The organism is Exiguobacterium sp. SH3S3 (genome assembly GCF_004337115.1).
Lineage (GTDB): Bacteria > Bacillota > Bacilli > Exiguobacteriales > Exiguobacteriaceae > Exiguobacterium > Exiguobacterium aurantiacum_A.
This window is the reverse complement of the sequence record NZ_SJUU01000011.1, coordinates 1-24,779: the sequence shown is the minus strand read 5'-3', so window position 1 is coordinate 24,779 and position 24,779 is coordinate 1. Positions and strand designations below refer to the sequence as shown.

Sequence of the window (24,779 nt, the reverse complement as noted above, 5' to 3'; positions counted from 1 at the left end):
AGAAGAAGGGCTGAATCGTTGGATTCAGCCCTTCTTTGACGTTTAGTCGTTCATGCGGACGACGATCCGGCCACTCAGCTCACCGCGCATCATCGCCTCGGCTTGACGCGGGACGTCATGGAGCGGGATCTCGTGCACCATCTGGTTGAGTACGTGCGGTTCGATCAGCTCGTGTAGACGCTCCCACGCCGTCACTCGTCTTGCGATCGGCTGCATGACCGAATCGATGCCGACGAGACGGACGCCTCGCAGGATGAACGGGTAGACGGTCGCAGGAAGTTCGTGCCCTCCAACTAGTCCACAAGCGGCGACGGTTCCTTCGTATCGGGTTTGGCTTAAAATATTTGCGAGTGTGTTACCACCGATCGAGTCGATCGCAGCATCGAACCGTTGGCGAGCGAGTGGTCGGGGGGTTCCTTCCAATTCACTGCGTGGTATTGTCTGTTCAGCACCGAGATCAGTCAAATAAGATGAATCTGTTTTTCCAGTCGAGGCAATGGCGTGATAGCCGAGTTTATGGAGCAAGGCGATCGAGAAACTTCCAACTCCTCCGGATGCTCCCGTGACGAGCACTTCTTGACCGGGATGAACGCCTTCATGTTCGAGTGCCTCAATCGCGAACATGGCGGTCAGTCCGGGTGTCCCGATCGTGATGGCATCTCGCATGTTCATGCCTTTCGGTAATTTCACGAGCCAATTTCCTGGAACTTGTGCAAACTGGCTGAAGCCACCGAAATGACGCTCACCGATGCCAAAGCCGGTCGCGATGACTTCGTCCCCAGGCTTGAAATCAAGATGATCAGATTCGGTGACTTTCCCGACAAATTCGCAGCCTGGGATGAACGGATAATGGCTGACGATTTTGCCCGATCCGGTCAATCCGAGGGCGTCTTTGTAGTTGAGTGCCGAATAATGGACCTCGACGAGGACGTTGCCGTCCTCTTCTTTAGGTAGTGAGTCGAGCTCGACCTCAGTCACCTCGGAATGGAGTCGGTCGTCACGCTTGTCGAGCACGAGTGCTTGAAATGAGTCGTTCATTGTAAATTGGCCCCTTTCTGTATGGCAAATCTGTTCCCTTTGTATCATTACCCACTCTGGAAAATATATACGCGAATGTTTCGTTATAACGAGGTGTGGAATGGTACAATGTAGTAGATTCAATTAGAGTGAGGAGGAATGAAGCATGCGGCACGACGACTATGAGTTTGATGAAGAAGTAGAAGTAGAAGAAGGCGAATTGTTCAACGTATACGACATTCTGCCACCAGATGGAACTATTCTCGAAATGGCGACTGCCGAAGAGATGGTCCGCGCGGCGGAGCTTGAAGCGACACATAACGCGCTCGAGCGAATCCAAGAATCAAACTTCCAGTTGTCAGGAGTAACGTTTAAAGAGTTACTGACAGAGTTCGAACGATACGAGCAAGAATCGATGGAATTCTGGACGGGCGTATATAGCCGACTGCGCATTCCATGGGCATGGACGATTCGAATCGATGTGGCCAATGGCCCGATTCACGTCGTCAATGATCGTGACATCTTTATCGATGAGGCAGACTTCGAAGAGTACGATTTTGAAGAGTTTGCCGATGATGACTTTGAAGATGAGACCGATAACCAAAACTGAATCCAAAACGTCTTTCCCTTATTCAGAAGGGAAAGACGTTTTTTTGACTTCGCTCATGTCCATACGCATACGCATCACTTCCGTGGCACCGAACCAGAGCCCGACGCTACACAGCAGGGACACACCGCTCACCAACGCTCCGACGATCGCGATATCTCCAATCATCGTGAACGATAGCACAAGGCTGAATATCCCGAAAAACAGCAATCCTCCCGCTATAGTCTTCATACATCACGCCACCCTTTCTCATTTGATTTGACTCTAGTGTAGCCGGTCAAACGAAACAGGGTTGATCTATTTTTATACCTGGTTGAAAATTAGATGAGGTCGTGGATGGCGTACGTTTTTCCATTGACAAACGGCTTGTCGATCAACTGCTCGACGAGGACGCGGCCGACCGTCTCAGGCGAACGCAGTTTTCCTTCCGTCTCGTAAGCTTGAAACTGTTCGACATCTTGAAACGCTTCTCGTGAAGACGCGCGGATCGTCTGTTGCATAGATGTGTCCATCACGCCCGGGTTGAACAAGGCGAGGCGATGTCTCGTTCCTTCTAGTTCGAGCGCGACGGTCTCACTAAAGTGGTCGAGTCCAGCTTTCGTGCCGCAGTAGGCGCTCCACCCCGAGATTGGACGTTTGGCGGCACCTGACGTCACGTGGATGAGCGAGACGGGCACCTCGTAAGCGAGGACGGCGTTCGTGATCAGCATCGGGGCGAGCAGATTCGCCTGAACGTGAGCGGTGAGCTGCTCCGTGTCGAGGTGGCCGGCCCGATGAATCGGTTCGATCAACGCCGCATTTTGGATGATGAGTAGCGACGTGGCGTCAGCGATGTGCGGCTTGATTTGGTCAAGGGCTCGAAGTGTACTCGATACGTCGGATAAATCGACTTCGATATGTTCGAACGTTAAATCGCGTGATTGCGAGCGTGATAGGTTGATGACGTCGTAGTTTCGTCTCGACAGTTCTTCAGCGACAGCGCGGCCGAGACCGCGCGACGCACCGGTGACAAGGGCAAGTTTCAAATAAATTCTCTCCTATTCGTGAATCGTTTTTCGAAAACCGTAGAAGGGGCGGAAGTTCAAGCGTTCATAATACGTATGCGAGGAAGCGCTCGCGAGCATCTCGAGTCGTGTCTCAGGATAGAGTGCATGGACGTGTGTCAATAACCGTTCCCCGAGGCCAAGCCGGCGGTGCGAAGCAGCGATGAGCAACTCGCACACGTAAAGGCTGACTTTTGTGTCGGTCAAACCGCGAAGATAGGCGATCACGTGTCCCGTTTCAGACTCGATGACGAAAGCGACGTTCGAGTTTTTCCATGCTTCTTTTGTTTGTTCGGTTTGACTGACAAGTTGGTGCCAACCCTCGGCTTCGTTCAATCGTTGAATGTGGTCAAAATCAGTATCTTGATACGTTCGGATTTGCAAATCAATCAATCTCTTGTCCAACCGTCACCCTCCGATATGTAGTTGCACATCATCATTTTTCAATCAGCTTAATCAAGGGACATCACCCACATAAACATTAACCTAAATAATGGTAAAATGATAGGTGTTATTTTCCTGTAATAATATGATATACAAGTATTTTAAAGGTGGGAAGCAGGATTGGTCGGCAGATTTATCGCTACTGAACGAACAGGCGAATCGAGCAGAAAAAATATCCAGACGAAAAATCACCCTTACAGTTGAAACAACTCAGCTGTAAGGGTGATTTAAATGTCGAGAGTTTATCCGCTGCTCGCTTTTTCTTCGAGCTCGGTTTCGGTCGTTCCAAGGTTGTTCAAGTACACCTCGTATCTCGGGAGCCAGTACCGGTACGATACCCAGACGAGACCGCTCGTCGCGGCGAACAATGTCAGCGTCGCCGGCCAGAACCAGCCCGAGACGATTCCGTCCGCATAGGCAAGACCGATCGGAGAGAAGACGAAGTAGACGAACACCATCGAGGCGACGAGGATGATTGACGTCGAGATCGCATGACGCCAAGGCTTCACCCGACCGAGGTCGATCCGGATCGGCTTGATTTGTTGCATCGGACGCAGTTTGGCGAACAACAACATGATACTCGTCTCGATGACGAACAAGATGCCGTAGATGTGGATGAAGTTGATGCCAAGGTCAAATCCGAACCATTGTTTCATACCCCAGACTAAGAAGTAGTACGTGATGACGTGGAAGCCGATGATGATGAGCCCGATGCCGTTGAGTGTATCCGACACCGAAACGGCGCGGAGGCCGCCGAAAATGGCGTAGATAGCGCGAATGATGCCGATGAACCAAATGACGAGCCAAAGTGACTGTTCAAAGCTGATCCCGAGCAGTTCAGGCACATCGAAGAGCTGAAGGACCGCGAGGCCGCCGGAATAGAGCATCGACGGAATCGTGACGCACATGTAACCGAACAAGAACAAGAGGACGGTCAAGCGCCGGACGTCCTCGTCATAGCGTTGACTTAAAAACTCAGGGATCGTCGTGATACCGATGCCGAGAAAGCGAGGCAGTAGGAATAGTGCCATGATGATGGCGGCAATCCCGGCCGTCACTTCCCATGCCATCGCCGACGTCGGTTGGTCGGAATTTTTCCGCATGCTCGCATACAAGGCCGACTGGTACGGGAAACAGGTGGTCAGGGTCGGGAAGACGTTCGCCTCGAGCCAGCTCTGCTCGGGTTGCGGCCATCGGCACAAAGACGTGAAACATCTCGCCTTGCGTGAGTGGGTATGCCCAGGCTGCGGCGCCCGCCACGACCGGGATGTCAACGCAGGACTGAACCTCAAACGAGAGGCCGAACGCATCCTGGCCTCTTCAACCGTCGGGACGACGGGGCTAGCCTGGTCAGGTTCCGGTCGTTCGACCGGATGACCCAGGAATCTCTCACCTCCAAGCGTAGCGTAGGTGGGGGTAGTTCAACCCTCCTTGTATTACTTCTTATCTATAAGTACTTTTCGTAATTACCCGCCTTGCACGATAATTATTTCCCGTCATCGCTTTTGTAAACAAACCGTAACAAAGCTCACACGAAAAAAGACACCTGAAACGTCAGGTGTCAGAAAAAGCGAAGCAATGAAGTGGCGACAGTGAAGTAGATGATCAATCCGAGATTGTCCACGACCGTCGTGATGAATGGACCCGAGGCCACGGCCGGATCGAGTTTCAGGCGGTTGATCAAGAGCGGGACGAGTGTACCGACAATCGTGGCAACGCTCAGTGAGGCGAAAATCGACAAGCCGACGATCATGCCGATCAAGGCGCTATCGTACAGGACCGTGATGACCCCGAAAATAACGACCATACAGGCGAGTCCAAGCAGGACACCGGTTCCGAACTCCCGGCGAATCATCTTGGCGACATTTTTTCGGTTGATCGTGCCGAGTGCGATTGAACGTACGGCGACGACGAGCGACTGGGTGGCGGCGTTTCCGGCCGATCCCATGACGAGTGGCATGAAGACGGCGAGCAAAACAATCGTCTCGAGCGTATCTTCAAATCCACCGATCGTCGATGCGGTGATCATCCCGAGGAACATGAGGCTGATGATCCAAGGGGCACGTTTTTTCGCTGCCTCGACCGGGCCCATGTTGATGTCAGACGAGCCTTTCGTCGCGGACAGTTCTTCAAAGTCTTCGGTCGTCTCGCGTTCGATGACGTCCATGACGTCGTCGACGGTGATGATGCCGAGCAAGTGATCATCGCTATCGATGACCGGGAGCGCGAGCAAGTCATACTTTTGGACGGTTCGGGCCAAGTCTTCTTGATCGGCCATGACGTGGGCCGAAACGACCCGCCGCCCCATGATGTCAGCGATGAGATGGTCGAGCGGGGAGACGATCAAATCACGGAGCGACACGACGCCGACGAGACGTCGGTCTACATCGATTACATATAAATAGTAAATCGTCTCAGCTTCAGGACCGAGGTCACGCAACTCTTCAAGTGTCGCCCCGATCGTTTTGTCGGCCTGTAGCACGATGAACTCGGTCGTCATAATGGCACCGGCCGTATCGTCCGGATAGCGCATCAAGTCTTTGACCTCGGTCGCCTCGGTCTCGTCCATCTGTTCGAACAGTTCGTTCATGAAATCGTCCGGAAGTTCGTTCATGAGATCGGCGGCATTATCCGAGAACATATCGTTTAAGACGCTGACCGCATACGGGCGCGGCATTTCTTGGATGAACTGTTGTTGTTCATCGAGCTCTAATTTTTCAAATAAATCGGTGTACTCTTCCGGTGATAAAGCGCTGTATATAAACGCCCGATCGGGTTGGTTGAGTTCGATGAAGATGTCGGCCTGTTCACCCGGGTGAAGTGTTAAAAACACGTCGCGGAAATCGACCGGATCCTCTTTTTGGATGAGCGCTGTCACTTGGGCTTCATGACGCGCGCGTTCTGTACGTTCGATGGCCATCGACTCACTTCCTTTTCTAAAGTCATTTTTCATATCCTGTCGTTATCGTACCTTAATTTGAAAAGAAAAAATAATGGATTTTATTCACAGTTCATACATCGTGTATCCATCCTAACCGTCGCTCTCTCCTTGTTCATTGATTCACAACCGTTTGTTCATTCAGTTTGACTCATATTGTATCCATTCTTTTGTGGAATCGACCACAATCAGAACGCTGGAATTACCCGCCTCGGAATTGGGTAAGTTGATAAGGTAAGGGTAGAAACACACCCGAATCACTAGGAGGAAGCGAGATGATATCGATGACGGATCAATTGACCGCACGGGATACGACGCTGAAACATCCGATTCACGTGTATTCAGAAATTGGTGAATTAAAGACTGTACTATTGAAGCGTCCAGGACGCGAACTTGAAAATTTGACGCCGGAGTATTTGGAACGACTCTTGTTCGACGACATTCCACATTTGCCGGTCATTCAAAAAGAGCACGACTACTTTGCGAGCGTGCTACAAAACCGGGGCGTCGAGGTGCTCTATTTAGAAAACTTGATGGCAGAGACGTTATCGCTGCCTGGCGTACGTGAACGATTCGTCGCCGACATTCTTTCGGAATCAAAATCAAATATTAACGGTTCATACGAGACGCTCAAAGAGTATTTACTCGCTTATGATAACGAACAGTTGATCGAGACGGTCATGGCCGGTATCCGTAAAACCGAGATCAAGCGCGAAAAGCGCCGTCATCTGCACGAGATGATCGAGGACACGTATCCGTTCTTTCTCGACCCGATGCCGAACCTGTACTTCACGCGCGACCCGGCCGCGGCGATTGGGAACGGCTTGTCGATCAATCGCATGAAAGAACCGGCGCGTCGCCGCGAATCACTGTTCACGCAATATATTATGAGATACCATCCACGCTTTGCGAAGCATGATATCCCGATCTGGTCGGATCGTGACTATCGGTTCGCGATGGAAGGCGGAGACGAACTCGTCCTATCAAAAGAAGTCGTCGCCATCGGGATATCGGAACGGACGACCGCCCAAGGAATCGAGCGCGTCGCCCTCAACTTGCTCGCGAACGGAGGCACGTTCAAGAAAGTCATCGCCATCGAGATTCCGAAGTCGCGTGCGTTCATGCACCTTGATACCGTCTTCACGATGGTCGACCACGATAAGTTCACGATCCATCCGTTCATCCAAGGACCGGGCGGCAAGATGAACATCTTCGAACTGACGTTGAACGCGGAAGGTGAGCTGCACATCACGCAACACACTGATTTGTTGAAAGTGTTAAAATCGGCTCTCGGCCTAGAGGAAATCGTGTTGATCCCATGTGGTGGTGGCGACCCGATCGCTGCGGCGCGCGAGCAATGGAACGATGGGTCGAACACGCTCGCAATCGCCCCAGGTGTCGTCGTTACGTATGACCGGAACTACGTTTCGAACGAGCTGCTCCGTTCAGAAGGGGTCGAAGTCATCGAAATCATGTCGAGTGAGTTATCACGAGGCCGTGGAGGCCCACGTTGTATGAGTTGTCCAATTATCCGTGAAGATATTTAACGAGGAGGAGAAACACATGTCCACAACGTTCAACTTTGATTTGAAAGGTCGTCATTTTTTATCGCTTAACGAGTTTTCGCGGGACGAACTGAACTACTTGATCGACTTATCGGCAGCGTTCAAACGTCAAAAGAAACAAGGGATTCCCCACCGGATTTGTGAAGGCAAGAACGTGGCGCTCTTGTTTGAAAAACCGTCGACACGGACGCGCTGTGCGTTCACAGTTGCGGCAATCGACCTCGGCATGCATCCTGAATACCTCGGGAAATCGGATATCCAGTTCGGGAAAAAAGAATCGGTCCGTGATACGGCGATCGTGCTTGGACGCATGTTCGACGGCATCCAATTCCGTGGCTTCGCTCACGAAACGGTGGAAGGTCTTGCACGGGATGGCGGGGTCCCGGTTTGGAACGGTTTGACGGACTTGTATCATCCGACGCAAATTTTGGCCGACTTCTTGACCGTCAAAGAACAAAAAGGTGATTTGGCTGGCATTCGTTTCGTCTACGTTGGAGATGGACGCAACAATATGGGCAACACGCTGTTGATCGGTGGTGCCAAAGTCGGCATGGACATGCGAATCTGTGCGCCGAAATCGCTCTGGCCGTCTGACGAGGTCGTCGATTACGCGCGTTCGGTCGCGGCTGAAACAGGAGCACGCATCACCTTGACGGAGAGCATCGACGAAGCTGTCGCTGATGCGGACGTCATCTATACCGATGTGTGGGTATCGATGGGCGAAGAAGCCGAATATGAAGAGCGGATCAAGCTCCTTCATCCGTACCAAGTGAATATGGACATGGTCGAGAAGACCGGAAATAGAGACGTCATGTTTCTGCATTGCCTGCCGGCGTTCCACGATTTAGAGACCGAGGTTGGGCGAGCGATTCATGAACAATATGGACTGAAAGAGATGGAAGTGACCGACGAGGTGTTCCGCAGCCGCCATTCATACGTGTTCGATCAGGCGGAAAATCGGATGCACACGATCAAAGCCGTCATGGCGGCGACACTCACCGATACGTTTGAATGGCTCGAACGCTAACGAACGAGGAGGCATGTCCTCCTCATTCGTACTAAACGAAAGGGATGAGTTATATGTCTACTAAATTAGATCATGACTCAAGTGGTTCGGCTGGTGCGAGTCCTAGCAAAAAAGATCAACGGTTAGGTCTTGGTGCACTGACAGCCCTCGTCGTCGGTTCGATGATTGGAGGGGGCGCCTTCAACTTGGCGGCCGATTTGGCCCAAGGCGCGAACGCCGGAGCTATTTTGATCGGGTGGGTCATCACCGGTATCGGGATTATCACACTCGGTCTCAGTTTTCAGAACTTGACGATGCGTCGTCCTGACCTAGACGGCGGTGTATACAGTTACGCCCGGGCCGGCTTTGGCCAGTTCGTTGGCTTCAACTCGGCGTGGGGCTATTGGTTATCTGCTTGGCTCGGTAACGTTGCCTACGCCACACTATTGTTCAGCTCGGTCGGTTACTTCTTCCCGATCTTTGAAGGTGGTCAAAACATCGCCTCGATTATCGGCGCCTCCATCATGTTGTGGCTCGTGCACTCGTTGATTTTACGAGGCATCCACGAAGCCTCGATGATCAACATCATCACGACGATCGCGAAACTCGTTCCGATTTTTGCCTTTATCACCATCACCTTGTTCTTCTTCAATATCGATAACTTCACGTTCGACTTTTGGGGCCAAGGCGGCTTCTCGTGGGGCAGTGTGAGAGACCAAGTCGTGTCGACGATGCTCGTCACACTTTGGGTATTCATCGGTGTCGAAGGGGCGGTCGTCTTGTCGGGCCGGGCCCGTAAGCGCTCGGACGTCGGGAAAGCGACCGTCATCGGCTTACTCGGTACGCTCGTCATTTACTTGCTCATCTCGATCATGTCACTCGGATTGCTGAACCCTGAGAGCGTGGCGAACGCTTCGCAACCGGCGATGGCGTATTTACTCGAATCGGCTGTCGGGCCGTGGGGCGCGATGCTGATCAACGGGGGCCTCGTCATCTCGGTACTCGGTGCTTGGCTAGGATGGACGTTGCTTGCGGCGGAAATCCCATTTGTCGCCGGTAAAGACGGTGTCTTCCCGAAATGGTTCACGAAAGAGAATAAAAATAACGCACCGGCCAATGCACTCTGGCTCACGAACGGGTTGATTCAGTTGTTCCTCTTCACCTTCCTGTTCTCAGACGCTGCTTATAACTTTGCGTTCTCACTCGCTTCGAGCGCCATCTTGATCCCGTATGCGTTCTCGGCGTTCTACCAAGTCAAAGTCGCCAAAAACGGGCTCGGTTATAATGTTGGCGAACGTCGGACGCGTGACCTTATTATCGGTGCGGTCGCCTCGATTTACGGGATTTGGCTGATCTATGCGGCCGGTATCGACTATTTACTGCTCACGACACTTCTGTATGCACCAGGGACGTTGCTCTATATTAAAGCGCAGCGTGAGAACGGAATTAAGACGTTGACGAAAACCGAATGGATCGTGGCCAGCATCTTGACCGGACTCGCGATCTTGGCAGTCGTACGGATTGTATCAGGCAACATCTCAGTCATATGATCGGGGGAATCGAGCATGCGTAACAAACGAGTAGTCATCGCCTTAGGCGGGAATGCGATTCAACAAGGAAAAGATGCGACGGCGGGCGCTCAAATTCGGGCCGTCGAGGCGACGGCCCAGTCGTTGGTCGCCCTCATCGAAGAAGGCGTCGACGTCATCATCACGCACGGGAACGGTCCGCAAGTCGGAAACTTGATTTTGCAACAGGCGGCCGCGGACAGTGCGGCGACGCCGGCGATGCCGCTCGACGTCTGTGGAGCGATGACGCAAGGGATGATCGGGTATTGGTTCGAGAACGCCCTCACGAAGGCGCTTCGGTCGCGCGGCCTCGAACGTTCCGTCGCCCCAATCGTGACGCGGTGTGTCGTCGATCCGAACGACAGTGCCTTCAGTCACCCGACGAAGCCGATCGGTCCCTTCTATTCAGAAGCGGAAGCGTCGGCGCTCGAACGGTCGACAGGTCACGTATTCAAAGAAGATGCGGGCCGCGGTTATCGCCGCGTCGTACCAAGTCCGTACCCGACAGCGATTTGTGAGCATACGGTCATCCGTGACCTCGTCGACAACGGCCACATCGTCGTCGCGTCCGGCGGCGGCGGGATTCCCGTCATCGACACGCCAGACGGATACGTCGGGGTCGAGGCGGTCATCGATAAAGACTTTGCCGCCGCGAAGCTCGCGGAACTCGTCGAAGCGGACATGTTACTCATCTTGACGGCCGTCGAGTACGTCTACGTCAATTTCGGGACGACTGAGGAAGCCGCGCTAACCGAAACGACGAACGAGCAACTCGAGACGTATATCGCCGAAGGTCAGTTCGCACCGGGCAGCATGTTACCGAAAGTTCGGGCCGCCTTGCAGTTTGCCGAGTCGGGAATGGGACGCGTATCCGTCATCACGTCGCTCGAGCAGGCGCACGCTGCTGTCCGAGGAGACGTCGGGACGAGAGTCCGGCTCGCCGCGACGCTCCAACAATGATCAACGCCGTAGACATCTCGTCTACGGTTTTTTTGTGCATAACGCGGACCGGCCGTTTTTGAACCGCGAACAAGGGGAAGGGTTGTTGTATGTCAAACCCGACATTGCTATCATCACCTGTAAACGATTGCACTAATATGGGGGAAGGATGTGACGAAGAGCGGCAACGCTCGAACTTATGCGTCTATTTGAACAGGAGAACGTATACACACAGCAAATGAAGCCACTTGCAGATGAACGTGCCGTCGTCCAAGGGAGCTGCTATCGCTTCACGGTATTGACGAGCCAGTTGATCCGGATGGAGTACGCCGAGGACGGTGTGTTCGAAGACCGACCGACCCAAGTCGTGTGGAACCGGGACTTTGACGTCCCTGACTTCCGGATCATCGAGGACGAGAGTGAACTGCAAATCATCACCGATCACGTTCATCTGTATTATACGAAAGGACCGTTCGCGCCGAACACGCTCTACGTCGACGTGAAAGGGAACTTTAGTACGTACTATAGCCGCTACACGTTCAACGGCCCGGAACGGACGCTGAAAGGGACGGCCCGAACGCTCGACCATGTCGATGGAGCGACCGAGCTCGGGGAGGGGATCGTCTCCAAGCAAGGCTATGCCGTCATCGACGACTCGGACTCATTTCTCATGACAGACGACCGCTTCGTTGAGCCGAGACGAACAGGTATCCATGATTTGTACTACTTCGGCTACGGACACGAATACAAGCAAGCGCTTCACGATTTTTATAAGCTGACAGGTCCGACGCCGTTGTTGCCACGAAAAGCACTCGGTAACTGGTGGAGCCGCTACTGGCGCTATGACGAGACCGAGTACAAAGGGCTCATGCGCCGCTTCAAAGAAGAAGATATCCCGTTCTCGGTCAGCGTCATCGATATGGACTGGCACGTCACCGACGTCCCTGAAGAGTACGGGAGCGGTTGGACCGGCTACTCATGGAATAAGAATCTGTTCCCGGACCCAAAAGGCTTCTTGACGTGGTTGAAAGAAGAGAACCTGCTCGCCACGCTGAACTTGCACCCAGCCGACGGGGTCCGGGCGTTCGAAGACCAATACGTGGCGATGGCCGAAGCGATGGGGCTCGACTCATCGAACGGGGATCGCATCCCGTTCGATTTCTCTGATAAACGCTTCATTCAAGCGTATTTTGAACAGATGCATCATCCGCACGAGGTAGACGGCGTCGATTTTTGGTGGATCGACTGGCAGCAAGGGTCGACCTCGAAAATGGAAGGGCTCGACCCGATGTGGATGTTAAACCATTATCATGCGGCCGATATTTCCCGAGACGGAAATCGTCCGCTGATCTTCTCGCGTTATGCCGGACCGGGCAGCCATCGTTACCCCGTCGGTTTCTCGGGAGATACGCTCATCTCTTGGGCGTCGCTTGCGTTTCAGCCTTACTTCACGGCGACGGCATCGAATATCGGTTACGGCTGGTGGAGCCACGACATCGGCGGGCATTACCGAGGGTCGAAAGACGATGAGCTCGCCGCACGCTGGGTCGCGTTCGGGGTGTTCAGCCCGATCATGCGCTTGCATTCGACGTTCAGTATCTTTAACGGCAAAGAGCCGTGGCGCTTCGGTCTCGAGTCCGAACGGTCGATGAAGTCGTTTTTACGACTCCGCCACCAACTCATCCCGTATTTGTACACGATGAACCGGCGTAATCATCAGGATGCGCTCCCGCTCATCCTCCCGATGTATTACGATCATCCCGACGAAGAAGCGGCGTATGGCGTGCCGAATGAATACTACTTCGGCAGTGAACTCGTCGTATCACCGATCGTCGAGCCGATGAACAAGCGGCTTCACGTCGCGGCGACGAACGTCTGGTTGCCGACAGGCGATTGGTTCGACTTCTTTACGGGTCATCGCTACGAAGGTGATAAGTCGATCCGAGTGTTCCGTGGGCTTGACGAGCAGGCCGTGTTCGCGAAAGCTGGAGCGATCGTCCCGCTGGCCGCTCATCGCTCTGGACGCAACGACACCGACAACCCGACCGATCTCGAGGTCGTCGTCTTCCCAGGGGCATCGAACACGTTCACGCTGTATGAGGATAACGGGACCGACCGGGCTTATGAGACCGGGGCTTACGCCGAGACGACGTTCACCCTCGACTGGGACGAGCGCAGCCTGCACGTTCATATCACGGGCGACACGTCCGTCTTACCGTCAGACCGGACCGTCACATTACTCGTACGCGGGGTGACCGGTTCGGGCGAGTATAAACCGGAGACGCAGACGTTACGACACGAACTCGGTAAAATTGATGAGGAAGTGACGGTGTCGCTCCCTGTCGAGGTGACGAACAACGGTCATCGACTGGAGCGCTTGTATCGCTTCATTGACCGCGCCGAGATATCTTACGATTTGAAAGACCGCCTCTACCGGATGGCGGCGTCGAAGACGAGACTCGAAGCATGGCTGTTCGATCTGCATGCGCTTGAACTCGAACGCGATTTGCAAGATGCGATCATGGAATTGATGCTCGACTGAGGAGAGGGGGCAACCCCTCTTTTGTCTTGTCAGAAAACTGTCGGAATTTGAAAGCGTTTTCACAAGTTGGGTCTCGTATACTAAAAGAAAGATCACCAGTTCGGGAAGCGAGGGATTGAACATGAGACAGCAATGGACAGTCGACGATTTAAGACAACTCGATATCTTCAATAAATGCACGAGCCGCGAGCTAGAGAGCTTGCTACCGCACGTATACTGTCGAACGTACCGCAAAGGGCAGCTTTTATTCATGGAAGGCGACCCACGTGAGCGCGTCTACTTTTTAATCAGTGGGTATGTGAGGCTCGAGCGGTGCAATGAAACGGCGACCCATCAATACACCGACTACTTGAAGCCGAAGCAGCTGTTTCCGTACCGGGGACTGTTGACGGAAACGTATTACCAACATTCGGCGGAAGCGCTGACCGATATTGAAGTCATTTATATGCCGACGGATCGCTTTGAAGCGCTCGTCTCAAGAAATGCGACGATGCTCTTGCACATCGTCGGTCAGATGAATCGAATCCTTGACCTTCATGAACGCCGTGTTCAGGAAATCATCACGCCGAGTGCGAGCGACCGGGTGATCAATACGATCCATTACTTGATTGAAGACCTCGGAGAAAAAGAAGCCGACGGTGTGCGCGTACGTTGTCCGTTCACGACAGTTGAAATCTCGAGACTGTCGGGGACATCGCGCGAGACCGTGTCCCACATCTTATCGCGACTGCGCAAAGAAGACATTCTCCAGTTCGACGCCCGTCAACTCGTGACGTTGCATCCTGAGTATTTTGAACAAGCGACACACTGACGCCACGCTCCATTCGTGGCGTTTTTTTGCACGTCTCGACAAGCGAAGCGTTCGCTATGGACCCTTACATCAGTTATAATTAGTGAGAATCATCACAAAGAAAAATTGTCATGCACGTTTAGAAAGGATGAACGCAGTGAAACGACTGCAAGCTCTCGCTTTGGCCGAGAAAGGACATATCGTCGGGCTCGTCATCGCCGCGGTGATGATCGGGTTGTCCATCTTGGCTCAGGCTTATTTGATCGTCGACGTCGTCGACCGAGTATTTTTAAAAAACGAATCGTTCCAAAGTGTCATCCCGTCTCTAGGTTGGCTCGTGCTCGCGCTGCTCGCACGTGCCTTGTTCGGGTATGTCTCGGGACGCATCGGTGCCAACTTGTCGGAGCGGGCGAAGCGGACGCTTCGACGTCAACTGCTCGACCGCTACACATCGAATCCGATCGAGACGTCTCTATCCGGACAGTCCGGGAAGAAAGTCAGTGTCTATATGGATGCGGTCGATGAGGTCGATGCTTACTTTAGCCAGTACTGGCCCCAAGTCATCCAGACGTCGATCATCCCGCTGCTCATTCTCGTCGTCGTCTTCAGTCAGCACTGGATCTCGGGTGTCATCATGATGGTGACCGCGCCGTTCATTCCAATTTTTTTCATCATCATCGGTATCGCGACCCAGAAGAAGTCTGAAGAGCAGATGGAGAAAATGAACCAGTTCTCAGGGAAATTTTTAGACGTCCTTCAAGGATTGACGACACTCAAGCTATACGGACGTGCCGAGCAAGAAGCGCAAGCGATCGAGAAGAGCAGTCTCGACTTCCGGGACGCGACGATGGTCGTCTTAAAGACCGCTTTCTTGTCAGGGCTCATGCTCGAGTTCATCTCGATGCTCAGCACCGGCGTCGTCGCCTTAGAAGTGGCGCTCCAGATGGTCGTTTGGCAAAACTTGACGTTTTTCGCCGGCTTCTTGATTCTCGTCTTGGCCCCGGAATACTATTTAGCGATCAAAGACCTCGGCAGCGCCTTCCATACCGGGCGTGGTAGCATGGGTGCGGCCGATCGTATCTTCGAGGCGCTCGACGCCCCGGACGACCGCATCGAGTGGGGAGACAGACCGCTAACAAACCGGACGCCCGAACTTGTTCTCGATGCGGTCTCGTTCCAATATGAAGGGGGTCGCTTCACGCTCCACCCGCTGAGCGGGGTAATCCCGGCACGGTCACACGTCGCCCTGGTCGGCGCGAGCGGATCAGGCAAGACGACCGTGTTGAACGTGCTGTCCGGTCTTGTGAAACCGGACAGCGGCCGCGTCCTCGTCGACGGGGAGCCGCTCGAATCGTTCACCGATACGTCTTGGTACGGGACAATCGGGTATATTTCGCAAAACCCGTATTTGTTCGCCGGCAGTCTCGCCGCTAATATCGCCCTCGGTGAGACGGCGGACGAGACTGACATCATGCGGGCGGCTGAAGCCGCCGGCCTCGTCGATGTCATCGCCAATTTGCCGGACGGATTGAATACCGAGCTCGGAGAAGGCGGTTACGGATTGTCCGGTGGTGAGCGGCAACGCCTCGCCCTGGCCCGTGCCTTCTTGAAGCGTCCAGGTATCATCTTGTTCGATGAACCGACGACCGGTCTCGATTTGGTGACCGAGAGAATCGTTCGGCGCTCGATCGAGGAGTTGTCGCGTGACGCGACGCTTGTCACGGTCGCGCACCGTCTCCATACGATCAAGCAAGCGGACGCGATTTGGTTCATGGACGAGGGGAACCTCGTCGCGAACGGCACACATGAACAGTTGCTCGCTGTCCCGGCCTACGCCGACTTGTTCACGTTACAGAAAGGGGTGAGAGGATGAACTCACTTTGGACGATCACAAAATGGATGATGAAAGAGAAAAAGGATATCATCCTCTCGATCTTCTTCGGCTATACGGCAGGACTCGCGGCTGTCGCCTTGTTCGCGGCGAGTGGATATCTCGTGTCGCGGGCCGGCCTTGTGCCGCCCCTCTATGCGCTCATGGTACCGGTCGTCCTGATCAAGCTGTTCGGCGTCATTCGGGCGGGGAGCCGCTACCGCGAACGCTTGGCGTCACACCGGGCGACGTTCACGATTTTAAGCGAACTACGCGTCCGGTTTTATCGCCAGCTCGAACCGCTCGTACCGAACATCTTCGCCAAATACCGGAGCGGGGACTTGCTCGCCCGTGTCGTCGGAGACGTCGAAAGCCTTCAAAACTACTTTTTGCGGGTGTTTTATCCGCCAATCATCTTAGTGCTCGTCTTCTTGAGCACGATCTTCTTCGTCACGTTCTTCTCGATGACGGTCAGCCTTTGGCTCGTGTTCGGGGTGTTCGTGACCGGCTTTTTGATTCCGATCTTGTTTGCCGGCATCCGAGCGAAGCATGACCAGGAAATTCGGGCCTTGCGCGGCGACTTGTCGAGCGGGGTGACCGAGATGATGTATGGGTACCGCGATCTATTGTTGCACGACCAGCTCGGCCAGACCCGTGACGACTTGCTCGCTCGAAGCGATCGTTACGCCGCCGCACAGCGCCAAGACGTGACGAACCAGTTCTTCAACTCGTCGCTCGTCGTCGCTGCGTCACTGCTCGTGTCGTGGGGCGTGCTCGCGATCGGTGCCTACCTCGTCGTCGATGGCGAACTGGACGGCCTGTTCTTGGCCATGCTCGTCATGATGTCATTGACCGCGTTTGAGAACGTGACACCGATGGCGGTCTTCCCGGGTCACTACGCCGATAGTAAACAAGCGGCAAACCGCTTACTTGAGGTCGTCGAACCGAGTGAGCACCTCGTGGCGGCAGAAGCGGCCCGTGACGACATAGCGCTTCAGACGGCGCCTGACATTTCGTTTGAACGCGTAAGTTACCGCTATCCGGATACGTTCCGTGCCGTCCTAGACACAGTTGATGTGACGTTACCGCGCGGATCGAAGACCGTGATCGTCGGCCCGAGCGGGTCTGGCAAGTCGACGCTCCTGCAACTGTTGCTCGCGTTTGTAAGGCCAGAGACAGGCGAAGTACGAATCGACGGTCAGCGCTTGAATGAGGTCACACAAACATCGGTCTGGTCTCAAGCGAGTGTCGTCATGCAAGAGAACCACTTCTTTTTCGGTACCGTCCGAGACAACTTGGCCCTTGCCGGAGACTTCTCCGATGACGAGATGGAGCTGGCGCTGCGAAGCGTCCGCCTCGGTTTCGCGCTCGATGAGCCAATGCTCGAGAAAGGGGCGAACTTGTCCGGAGGGGAACGGCAACGGCTCGCCATCGCCCGGGCGTTGTTGAAGAACGGGTTGCTCTGGATTTTAGATGAAGCGACGTCGGCGTTAGACGCGCGCACCGAATCCGATGTGTTCACTGAAATCTTCCGGAAGGCGGACGAGGCGACACTCGTCATGGTCAGCCATCGTCTGACCGGGCTCGAACGGTTCGACCAAATCATCGTCATGGAAGCAGGTCGCATCATCGAGTCAGGGTCATACGACGATTTGATGCGCGCCCGCGGCATGTTTTATGAGTTGAAACAAATCGAACAAGATGTGTTCGCCTGAACGAAAAAAACGAGCGGCTCCGTCGGAGAGCCGCTCGTTTTTATATGGCAAATCTGGGTGCAACAAATGGGGGTTGTCGCAATGCTTTCAAAAAGAGTGTCGTGGAGGGGAATCCACGGGCCGTAACAAGTTTTGGGGAACGGTTACGTCCAGCTGTGGCAGCTACAACTCGAGTATAAGTGATAACGATTCTCATTGTCAATTAGAAAAATAAAAATAAACCGCAGACGGGATGTCTGCGGTCGAGGTCATACGAGTCGAGTCAGTTTGACGGAACGCCTTTACTGAGTGTAAAGCGGATCAAGCTGAACAAATAACGGATGTAGAACAAGGCGAACGCGTAAAATACAGCGACTGCCGGTGCGTTCAATTCGACACCCGGAATGTTCATGAGAAACTCCAAGATGAGAATCGATAGCAAGAAGACGTAGAGTCCAGCATCGAGAAAGAGTGGCATCAGCTTACCGCGTTGATGCCAAAACGTCCGGACGAGCGGGGCGACGATCATTCCGATGATGCGCTCGGCGAAGCCGATGCTAAGCACGGCGATCATAAAGGCGGCTACCGTCTCGAACGTCACAAGTTTTGAGAAGGCAAACATGGACATAAGCAAGAGCGGCCCGATGAAAATCATCATCGAAAGGGACGTGCGTAAAAAGATGAGTAAGTTCTGTTTGATTGTGTCGACTCCCCCAAAGAGCGACTGTCGGAACGTCTTGCCACGTTGATAGTCAAGGACGAACGATCCCACGAACATCAATCCGAATAGCGATAACAATATTGTCATGAAATGTGTTTCCCCTTTTTCTAGTCAAATCTATGATTAATTATGTTTATTCTAACCAAAGTCTAGCCTAGTGTACCGATTCGCTAGTTGAAAGTAAAGCGGGAAAACTGTCAAAGTTAGTAAAGTTTTGAGAACGTTATCGGCTTTATGAAGCCAAAATGAAACGGTTTCGTCCAGATTCTTTTGCGTGGTATAACGCTTCGTCGGCATGCTTCAAGACGCTATCGACTTCGATATCGTTCGAATGGCAGGCCCCGAGCGAGACGGTGATGTGAAGCGTGCCTGCACTCGTCTCGAATGGGAACGTCGAGACTTTTTCTCGTATAGATTCGGCGAGACGGGTCACTTCGTCCTTTTTGGCGTTCGGCATGATGATCAGAAATTCTTCACCACCGAAGCGACCGACGAGATGGCTGTCGTCACTTTCGGTGACGAGCAACATGCCGAGCTCGCGTAGTACGTCATCCCCGACATCATGACCGTACGTGTCGTTGACGCGTTTGAAGTGATCGATATCGACGAGGATGAGGGCGTACGCTTCCGCCTCGACGGTCAAGTTGGCCATCGCCTCATTCAACAGACGGCGGTTGGCGATGCCGGTCAAAGCGTCGGTACGGGCCAGTTGCTGCTGATGTTGAACGTTCTCAAAGTGGCGTCTCAGCTCTTGGAGCAAGCGATAAGCGGCACATGCCCCGGCGTAGATCACAACGATATAGACGAATAAAATGGGATAGAACAGTTCGAGCGGGAGGGCATAGTAGAGCGCCGACCCGAACGCGGCGACGCTGATCGTCGTGAAGACAAGGAGCGTGTTACGGGTGTTGTCGAGCTTGAGCCGCAACAGACTTGTCGGCAGGACGAGTGCGACCATCGTCGCGATAGCTAAGTAAAATCCGACGTATTCGCCATCCGTTATCATGAAAAAACGACCGATGAGAAACAACATACCGGCGACGACACCGCTCACCCAACCGCCGAACAAAACGGCGAGCATAATCGGGATGGAACGAAGGTCGATCAATATTTTTTCGAGATGAAGCGCGTTCGCGAGCAAAATCAAGGCGATGAGACCGCTCTGGATACCGAGCAGGATACGCAACTTAAAAGGTGACTGGGGCGTAATTCGAGGCCGGTTACGAAACGGCAAGAACGAGATGGTGAACAGGGTGAACAGAATACAAAGGTTGATGAAAAAAGAGTTGATGATGGTGAGCATACACGTGTCCCCTTGTGCGAGATAGAAATCATTAATTCAAGTATGACAACTCTGGATCGCGATGAATCGTCAAGCTGTTACCACTCACGCCATTCCTCCGTGATGTCTTCATCGGTTTCATACCCGGCGATGGCTGCACCGGCTCGGATGAAGTCGTACAGCTCCTCACGTTCGAGCGTCTCGATAAAATGGTCGTGCTCTTCGTCGAGGCCGTTCAAACGCAGGACGACATCGCGGACTGCCCAGAGGATCGCTGCTTCAGAGCCGTCGGAATGGGTCAAAGCGCTCGTATAACGCCGGAGCGCGGCGTCGACAGCGAGGATCGCCGACAGCGTATAGACGTCGTCGCCTTCGTTCAGCCGGTCTTCCCACAACAAGGTTGGGCGGTTCGCCCACAACTGGTCAAAATCCATGGATGGATCCTCCTTCTGGCCGTGATTGTATCTTCCTCTCTATAATAGCAAAAAAGTTTGGTATGATAGATGAAAAGGGGGACTGTCCGTGCGTTATTGGGATCATTTTAAACGAGCGTTCATTCCGATCGCGCTCATCTTAATCGGTTTAGCCATCTTTTACACATTATCGGCACGAAACAACCTGGTGTTGACCATACTTGGGGCAGCGATCGTCGGTGTGATTTTATTTTTAGTGATGCGCCATATGAACCGGGTCGAAGACTGAAGACGAGAACACGTTTGGGGTTCTCGTTTTTTGTTGTCAGCGTGCTTTTTTGGGTACACTACATAGTAAGGAGGGATTCATTATGGCAAAAGCTACATTTGCGGGAGGCTGTTTTTGGTGCATGGTCAAACCGTTTCATAAATACGAAGGTGTCGAACGAGTCGTGTCCGGTTACACAGGCGGACACGTCGACAATCCGACATACCAACAAGTCTGTTCGGAGACGACGGGTCATCTAGAGGCGATCGAAGTGACGTTCGACCCGGAGGTCATCTCATACGAGGAGCTGCTTCGGATTTACTGGCGACAAATCGATCCGACAGACGGGGGCGGACAGTTCAACGACCGCGGCGAATCGTATCGACCGGCCATCTTCTATCATTCGGAAGAACAACGGGACGCGGCCGAACGCTCGAAGCAAGAAGTCGAGAATTCGGGACGGTTCGAACGTCCGATCGAAGTCGAGATCCGTCCGGCCAAGACGTTTTGGGAAGCCGAGGACTATCATCAAGACTACTATAAGAAAAATCCGTTCCGCTACGAGATGTACCGGGTCGGCTCGGGTCGCGCCAAGTTCGTGAAAGAAGCGTGGAGCGATAAGAAACAAAAACAAGAACTGAAAGACCGTTTGACGCCGATGCAGTTCAAAGTCACGCAAGAGAACGGGACTGAACCGCCGTTCCAAAACGAGTATTGGGATGAGGAACGGGAAGGGTTGTACGTCGATGTGATCGATGGCACGCCGCTGTTCACTTCTCGCGACAAGTTCCAGTCGAACTGTGGCTGGCCAAGCTTCGCGCGACCGATCGAAGAGAAGCGGCTCGATGTGAACATGGACACGACGCACCACATGGTCCGGACGGAAGTGCGTTCGAAGCATGCCGACAGTCACCTCGGTCATCTATTTGACGATGGTCCGAAAGAACTCGGCGGCTTACGCTACTGTATCAATTCGGCTTCGCTCCGATTCATCCCGAAAGAAGAGCTCGAGTCTGCGGGATACGGGGAATACAAACATCTATTCGACGCATGAAGGGGAGACAGCCATGTTCACATCCGTCAAACAACAAATTCGCCGTGATACGATCGCGACGGTTCTAGATTATTACGATCATTCGATCCGGAACCTGACCGAAGCGGCACGGCGGGAAAAGTACGACAAGATGAGTACGAGTCCGTTCTCGTTCTTTCGTGGAAGCTCGCATTTGTTCTATTACGATTTTGCGAAAGTACCGCTCGCTTTCGATACGAGCGAGGCCTATCCGACGTTCATCCAAGGAGATCTTCACTTTGAAAACTTTGGGGTGTTCGGGGACGGGGCCGGGACGATCATTTATGATGTGAACGACTTTGATGAGGCATACCTCGGTTCGTATTTGTTCGATGTGCTCAGAATGGCCATTTCTGTCGACTTGTTCGCCGCCGAATCGGGCTTCGATTCCAACGAAGCGATTGAAGTGTACGCCGAGACGTATGCGCTCGCCATCAGACGGTACGCGAAAGGGAAAGACGGAGACGTGCAGTTTACGAAAGCGAATACGTCTAAAGCCATCAAAAAAGTGATCAAGAAGGCAGAGAAGAAGCAAGACGCGTTCATGTCGGAACGGACCGAAGTCCGGGACGAAGAACGTTACTTCGCGACGAGCGATGACTTAATCCCGGTCAGCGAGAAGACGGCGACGAAAATCAAACAGGCGTGGCCTGAGTATTTGAACTCGTTGTCGGGAGAGCATCGCCATCACGCCGATCATTACGACATCAAAGACATCGCCATTAAACGCGAGAGCGGGACGGCCTCGATCGGGCTCGAACGGTACTATATCTTGATCGAAGGGGCCGACGAGGAACATGACGAGGATGTCATCTTAGAGATGAAGCAAGCGCAATCGGCCGTCCCGTCCTTGTTTTTGCCGACCCATCCGTTGTTCGAGGACGGTCTGTCCCATGAAGGTGCGCGGGTCATCGCTGCCCAGCGTGCCATGGTGCATAGCCAAGACCCGTATCTCGGTTACTTCACGATCGACGGCAACGAGTATTACGTGCGGCAACGTTCGCCCTACAAACGGAAAGTGAAAGCGAAGCACATCAAGAACGAATCGTCGCTGATCGAAACGTTAAAAGTCCAAGCCGAGATCACGGCGAAAATCCATGCCCGGGCCGATGCGGACGCGAACGTTCTCGAGTATGAGGCGAGCGAGCGGATTGCGGAAGCCATCGGAGAGGCGCTGCCGTTGTTCGTTCGTCAAATCTCACGCTGGGCCCATTTTTACGCCAATCAAGTTCGTTTCGATTTCGAGGCGTTCACATCATGGGTCGAAATACGGTCTGAATCCGACTGAACCGAGCAAGACACTTGCGGTGAGGGACGGGTTTGTTTCAAAATGAGAGGGAAAAGGATGTGTTCGACCTATGATCACTGAGCAACAAGTCATCGCGCAAATGAAACACGTGATGAGTCAAATCGAACAGTCGAGCGGAGAGACGCAAAAGCGCCATCTGGCCAAGTTGATGGGTTACTGTGAGCTCATGTTGGCGGAGACGACACCCGCCGCACCGGTCGCGCAGGCACCTGTCGTCTCGGCGGAGCCGAAGCAACCGTTAGACCGGCAAATGGCCGCATTCCTCGGCATCCCTCTAGAGGATGAAGACGAACCTAAAACCGATTCGCTGCTCGATTTCTAAGCTGTGCCCTCGTGGCATGGCTTTTTTTATGAGGCGTCCACATTGACTTATATACCATAGGGGGTATAATGAAGATACTAAAACTTTTAAACAACGGAGGCGTGCCCATGCTTGATTTTTTGTTTGTCGCAGTGGTGATCGGATTGATTTATTTTTGGTGGACGAAGCGAAACAGCACGAAAACAGTATCGACGGACGAGTTGAAGCGAAAGATTGCGGAAGAGCGCAACATTCAACTGCTCGATGTGCGGGAGCCGCACGAATATAAAGGTGGACACATTAAACAAGCGAAAAACGTACCGCTCTCAGGGTTCGGTAACGCGGCAGCACAATACCCAAAAGATAAAGAACGTCCCGTTTACGTCATCTGTCAAAGCGGGATGCGGAGCCAGCGGGCAGCGGCGATGCTGAAGAGTGCGGGCTATACAGACGTCTACTCGGTCAAAGGCGGCATGAGCTTCTGGCGCGGCTGAGCAACAACCGGTTGAACGATTTCGTTCAGCCGGTTTTTTTGTGGGCTGATGTTTCTACTTTTGATTTGGAAGCGAGTCTGCTACGGTAGGAGAATAGGAAAGAGAGAGGGGATACCGACATGGCAGTCATTTTATTTGATATCGATGGGACGCTCGTCGACACGACCGTTCCGATGACGAAAGCGATTCACGAGGCACTCGAACAGCTTCCGCATCTTGAAAAACCAAGCGAGGACGCGGTCCGGTCTGGCTACGGTTTGGCTGGGGACGCCTTTTGGGAGCACGTCATCCCGGAGGCGACGCGCGAAGAGATCCGTCAAATCCGTAAACTTCGTCACGAGACGCTCGAGCAAGCGATGGCGGGGCAAAACGTCTTGTTTGACGGCATCTACGACATGCTCGAGACGCTTCGCGCGAACGGGCATACGTTGACGACGGCAAGCAACTGTGGCGTTCACTATATGAACTTGATCCTCGATACGCAAGGCATCCGTCAGTTCATGACGGCACCTGAATGTCTCGAATCGGTTGGTGGCGAGAAGAAGGCCGATATTTTGACGGCGCACCGCCTGCGCCACGGGGATGCACATTATGTCATGGTCGGTGACCGCGAGTCGGACGTCGAAGCGGGCCGGGCCCATGATTTCCCGGTCGTCTTGACCGGATTCGGCTTCGGGAACGAGGACGAGTGGGCGCTCGCCGATTATGTGATCGCGACGCCAAACGATTTGGTGACGTGGCTCGACAACTGAAAAAACGCCTGTTGAAATGAACTGAGCCCTGTTTTTCGGACAGTTTAATAAAAAGTGCGTCGTCTTTTATGCGGCGATCAGATGGCTCCGGTATTGCTCCGGAGTCATTTTTTTTAGGTTCCATTGCTTGCGTTCACTATTGTA

General features: G+C 53.4%; 24 protein-coding genes and 1 pseudogene. 16 read left to right on the top strand and 9 right to left on the bottom strand.

Features of this window, described 5'->3' with window-relative positions; translation table 11 throughout:
• Positions 1-42: 42 nt before the first annotated feature.
• Positions 43-1,038 (bottom strand): MDR family oxidoreductase, encoded by a 996-nt coding sequence (locus EVJ28_RS10820; protein ID WP_131488919.1) that lies wholly within the window; start codon positions 1,036-1,038, stop codon positions 43-45.
• A gap of 145 nt (positions 1,039-1,183) precedes the next feature.
• Between EVJ28_RS10820 and EVJ28_RS10815 the strand changes: the two genes are divergently transcribed.
• Positions 1,184-1,627: a hypothetical protein gene (locus tag EVJ28_RS10815; protein ID WP_070329160.1), complete on the top strand. Its 444-nt coding sequence runs from the start codon at positions 1,184-1,186 to the stop codon at positions 1,625-1,627.
• Between the two features lie 18 nt (positions 1,628-1,645).
• On the opposite strand, the gene EVJ28_RS10810 is transcribed toward EVJ28_RS10815, so the two are convergent.
• The 4 genes from EVJ28_RS10810 to EVJ28_RS10795 all read right to left on the bottom strand — a co-directional run bounded on the left by EVJ28_RS10810 (position 1,646) and on the right by EVJ28_RS10795 (position 4,142).
• Positions 1,646-1,855 carry a hypothetical protein gene (locus tag EVJ28_RS10810; protein ID WP_070329159.1) on the bottom strand — a complete coding sequence of 70 codons (210 nt, stop codon included), beginning with the start codon at positions 1,853-1,855 and terminating at the stop codon, positions 1,646-1,648.
• An 89-nt stretch (positions 1,856-1,944) separates the two neighbouring features.
• Positions 1,945-2,649, bottom strand: coding sequence for an SDR family NAD(P)-dependent oxidoreductase (locus EVJ28_RS10805; RefSeq protein ID WP_131488917.1), 705 nt, complete (start codon positions 2,647-2,649; stop codon positions 1,945-1,947).
• A 12-nt stretch (positions 2,650-2,661) separates the two neighbouring features.
• Positions 2,662-3,072 carry a GNAT family N-acetyltransferase gene (locus EVJ28_RS10800; protein ID WP_236634138.1) on the bottom strand — a complete coding sequence of 137 codons (411 nt, stop codon included), beginning with the start codon at positions 3,070-3,072 and terminating at the stop codon, positions 2,662-2,664.
• Between the two features lie 281 nt (positions 3,073-3,353).
• The gene (locus tag EVJ28_RS10795) at positions 3,354-4,142 is read right to left on the bottom strand and encodes a sodium:solute symporter family transporter (protein ID WP_236634143.1); all 789 of its coding nucleotides are present in this window, start codon (positions 4,140-4,142) and stop codon (positions 3,354-3,356) included.
• Between the two features lie 34 nt (positions 4,143-4,176).
• On the opposite strand from EVJ28_RS10795, the pseudogene EVJ28_RS10790 reads away from it, so the two are divergent.
• Positions 4,177-4,488, top strand: a pseudogene (locus EVJ28_RS10790) (zinc ribbon domain-containing protein); the annotation flags it as partial.
• Positions 4,489-4,672: 184 nt separating this feature from the next.
• Here the strand turns inward: EVJ28_RS10790 and mgtE are convergent.
• On the bottom strand, positions 4,673-6,031 hold the full coding sequence (mgtE, locus tag EVJ28_RS10785) for a magnesium transporter (RefSeq protein ID WP_131488915.1): 1,359 nt from the start codon (positions 6,029-6,031) through the stop codon (positions 4,673-4,675).
• A 335-nt stretch (positions 6,032-6,366) separates the two neighbouring features.
• Here mgtE and arcA point away from each other — a divergent pair, with 335 nt between their 5' ends.
• The 8 genes from arcA (at position 6,367) to cydC (ending at position 18,044) form a co-directional block, all read left to right on the top strand.
• Positions 6,367-7,596: an arginine deiminase gene (gene arcA, locus EVJ28_RS10780; protein WP_070329178.1), complete on the top strand. Its 1,230-nt coding sequence runs from the start codon at positions 6,367-6,369 to the stop codon at positions 7,594-7,596.
• A gap of 16 nt (positions 7,597-7,612) precedes the next feature.
• The gene (gene argF, locus EVJ28_RS10775) at positions 7,613-8,641 is read left to right on the top strand and encodes an ornithine carbamoyltransferase (protein WP_131469172.1); all 1,029 of its coding nucleotides are present in this window, start codon (positions 7,613-7,615) and stop codon (positions 8,639-8,641) included.
• 53 nt (positions 8,642-8,694) lie between these two features.
• On the top strand, positions 8,695-10,170 hold the full coding sequence (gene arcD / locus EVJ28_RS10770; RefSeq protein ID WP_131458994.1) for an arginine-ornithine antiporter: 1,476 nt from the start codon (positions 8,695-8,697) through the stop codon (positions 10,168-10,170).
• A gap of 15 nt (positions 10,171-10,185) precedes the next feature.
• Positions 10,186-11,148 carry a carbamate kinase gene (arcC, locus tag EVJ28_RS10765; RefSeq protein ID WP_131488913.1) on the top strand — a complete coding sequence of 321 codons (963 nt, stop codon included), beginning with the start codon at positions 10,186-10,188 and terminating at the stop codon, positions 11,146-11,148.
• A 178-nt stretch (positions 11,149-11,326) separates the two neighbouring features.
• Positions 11,327-13,669: a glycoside hydrolase family 31 protein gene (locus EVJ28_RS10760; protein WP_131488911.1), complete on the top strand. Its 2,343-nt coding sequence runs from the start codon at positions 11,327-11,329 to the stop codon at positions 13,667-13,669.
• 121 nt (positions 13,670-13,790) lie between these two features.
• Positions 13,791-14,480 carry a Crp/Fnr family transcriptional regulator gene (locus EVJ28_RS10755; protein WP_070329176.1) on the top strand — a complete coding sequence of 230 codons (690 nt, stop codon included), beginning with the start codon at positions 13,791-13,793 and terminating at the stop codon, positions 14,478-14,480.
• A 127-nt stretch (positions 14,481-14,607) separates the two neighbouring features.
• Positions 14,608-16,332: a thiol reductant ABC exporter subunit CydD gene (gene cydD, locus EVJ28_RS10750; protein WP_131488909.1), complete on the top strand. Its 1,725-nt coding sequence runs from the start codon at positions 14,608-14,610 to the stop codon at positions 16,330-16,332.
• Positions 16,329-18,044, top strand: a complete 1,716-nt coding sequence (cydC, locus tag EVJ28_RS10745) for a thiol reductant ABC exporter subunit CydC (RefSeq protein ID WP_131469174.1) — start codon at positions 16,329-16,331, stop codon at positions 18,042-18,044. Before cydD ends, cydC begins: the two co-directional genes overlap by 4 nt.
• 262 nt (positions 18,045-18,306) lie before the next feature.
• Here the strand turns inward: cydC and EVJ28_RS10740 are convergent, their stop codons facing one another.
• The 3 genes from EVJ28_RS10740 to EVJ28_RS10730 all read right to left on the bottom strand — a co-directional run bounded on the left by EVJ28_RS10740 (position 18,307) and on the right by EVJ28_RS10730 (position 20,460).
• Positions 18,307-18,831: a hypothetical protein gene (locus tag EVJ28_RS10740; protein WP_131488907.1), complete on the bottom strand. Its 525-nt coding sequence runs from the start codon at positions 18,829-18,831 to the stop codon at positions 18,307-18,309.
• A 145-nt stretch (positions 18,832-18,976) separates the two neighbouring features.
• Positions 18,977-20,047: a diguanylate cyclase gene (locus tag EVJ28_RS10735; RefSeq protein WP_131488905.1), complete on the bottom strand. Its 1,071-nt coding sequence runs from the start codon at positions 20,045-20,047 to the stop codon at positions 18,977-18,979.
• 77 nt (positions 20,048-20,124) lie between these two features.
• On the bottom strand, positions 20,125-20,460 hold the full coding sequence (locus EVJ28_RS10730; protein ID WP_131458989.1) for a hypothetical protein: 336 nt from the start codon (positions 20,458-20,460) through the stop codon (positions 20,125-20,127).
• Positions 20,461-20,548: 88 nt separating this feature from the next.
• Between EVJ28_RS10730 and EVJ28_RS10725 the strand changes: the two genes are divergently transcribed.
• The 6 genes from EVJ28_RS10725 (at position 20,549) to EVJ28_RS10700 (ending at position 24,635) form a co-directional block, all read left to right on the top strand.
• Entirely contained in the window at positions 20,549-20,728 is a 180-nt protein-coding gene (locus tag EVJ28_RS10725) for a hypothetical protein (RefSeq protein ID WP_016510109.1), read from the top strand.
• Between the two features lie 82 nt (positions 20,729-20,810).
• The gene (msrA, locus tag EVJ28_RS10720) at positions 20,811-21,761 is read left to right on the top strand and encodes a peptide-methionine (S)-S-oxide reductase MsrA (protein ID WP_131458988.1); all 951 of its coding nucleotides are present in this window, start codon (positions 20,811-20,813) and stop codon (positions 21,759-21,761) included.
• Positions 21,762-21,774: 13 nt separating this feature from the next.
• Positions 21,775-23,067, top strand: a complete 1,293-nt coding sequence (locus EVJ28_RS10715) for a DUF2252 domain-containing protein (RefSeq protein WP_131458987.1) — start codon at positions 21,775-21,777, stop codon at positions 23,065-23,067.
• A 70-nt stretch (positions 23,068-23,137) separates the two neighbouring features.
• On the top strand, positions 23,138-23,410 hold the full coding sequence (locus EVJ28_RS10710; protein WP_131439374.1) for a DUF5327 family protein: 273 nt from the start codon (positions 23,138-23,140) through the stop codon (positions 23,408-23,410).
• A gap of 107 nt (positions 23,411-23,517) precedes the next feature.
• Entirely contained in the window at positions 23,518-23,883 is a 366-nt protein-coding gene (locus EVJ28_RS10705) for a rhodanese-like domain-containing protein (RefSeq protein ID WP_070329175.1), read from the top strand.
• A gap of 119 nt (positions 23,884-24,002) precedes the next feature.
• Positions 24,003-24,635 carry an HAD family hydrolase gene (locus EVJ28_RS10700; RefSeq protein ID WP_131488903.1) on the top strand — a complete coding sequence of 211 codons (633 nt, stop codon included), beginning with the start codon at positions 24,003-24,005 and terminating at the stop codon, positions 24,633-24,635.
• Positions 24,636-24,779 lie beyond the last annotated feature (144 nt).

Coding starts and splice junctions, on each gene's coding strand:
- argF (WP_131469172.1), top strand. CDS start 7,613: ATGTCCACAACGTTCAACTTTGATTTGAAAGGTCGTCATTTTTTATCG.
- msrA (WP_131458988.1), top strand. CDS start 20,811: ATGGCAAAAGCTACATTTGCGGGAGGCTGTTTTTGGTGCATGGTCAAA.
- EVJ28_RS10820 (WP_131488919.1), bottom strand. CDS start 1,038: ATGAACGACTCATTTCAAGCACTCGTGCTCGACAAGCGTGACGACCGA.
- cydC (WP_131469174.1), top strand. CDS start 16,329: ATGAACTCACTTTGGACGATCACAAAATGGATGATGAAAGAGAAAAAG.
- mgtE (WP_131488915.1), bottom strand. CDS start 6,031: ATGGCCATCGAACGTACAGAACGCGCGCGTCATGAAGCCCAAGTGACA.
- EVJ28_RS10700 (WP_131488903.1), top strand. CDS start 24,003: ATGGCAGTCATTTTATTTGATATCGATGGGACGCTCGTCGACACGACC.
- EVJ28_RS10730 (WP_131458989.1), bottom strand. CDS start 20,460: ATGGATTTTGACCAGTTGTGGGCGAACCGCCCAACCTTGTTGTGGGAA.
- arcC (WP_131488913.1), top strand. CDS start 10,186: ATGCGTAACAAACGAGTAGTCATCGCCTTAGGCGGGAATGCGATTCAA.
- EVJ28_RS10710 (WP_131439374.1), top strand. CDS start 23,138: ATGATCACTGAGCAACAAGTCATCGCGCAAATGAAACACGTGATGAGT.
- arcD (WP_131458994.1), top strand. CDS start 8,695: ATGTCTACTAAATTAGATCATGACTCAAGTGGTTCGGCTGGTGCGAGT.
- EVJ28_RS10815 (WP_070329160.1), top strand. CDS start 1,184: ATGCGGCACGACGACTATGAGTTTGATGAAGAAGTAGAAGTAGAAGAA.
- EVJ28_RS10735 (WP_131488905.1), bottom strand. CDS start 20,047: ATGCTCACCATCATCAACTCTTTTTTCATCAACCTTTGTATTCTGTTC.
- cydD (WP_131488909.1), top strand. CDS start 14,608: ATGAACGCAGTGAAACGACTGCAAGCTCTCGCTTTGGCCGAGAAAGGA.
- EVJ28_RS10795 (WP_236634143.1), bottom strand. CDS start 4,142: ATGGCACTATTCCTACTGCCTCGCTTTCTCGGCATCGGTATCACGACG.
- EVJ28_RS10705 (WP_070329175.1), top strand. CDS start 23,518: ATGCTTGATTTTTTGTTTGTCGCAGTGGTGATCGGATTGATTTATTTT.
- EVJ28_RS10755 (WP_070329176.1), top strand. CDS start 13,791: ATGAGACAGCAATGGACAGTCGACGATTTAAGACAACTCGATATCTTC.
- EVJ28_RS10810 (WP_070329159.1), bottom strand. CDS start 1,855: ATGAAGACTATAGCGGGAGGATTGCTGTTTTTCGGGATATTCAGCCTT.
- EVJ28_RS10760 (WP_131488911.1), top strand. CDS start 11,327: ATGCGTCTATTTGAACAGGAGAACGTATACACACAGCAAATGAAGCCA.
- EVJ28_RS10715 (WP_131458987.1), top strand. CDS start 21,775: ATGTTCACATCCGTCAAACAACAAATTCGCCGTGATACGATCGCGACG.
- EVJ28_RS10740 (WP_131488907.1), bottom strand. CDS start 18,831: ATGACAATATTGTTATCGCTATTCGGATTGATGTTCGTGGGATCGTTC.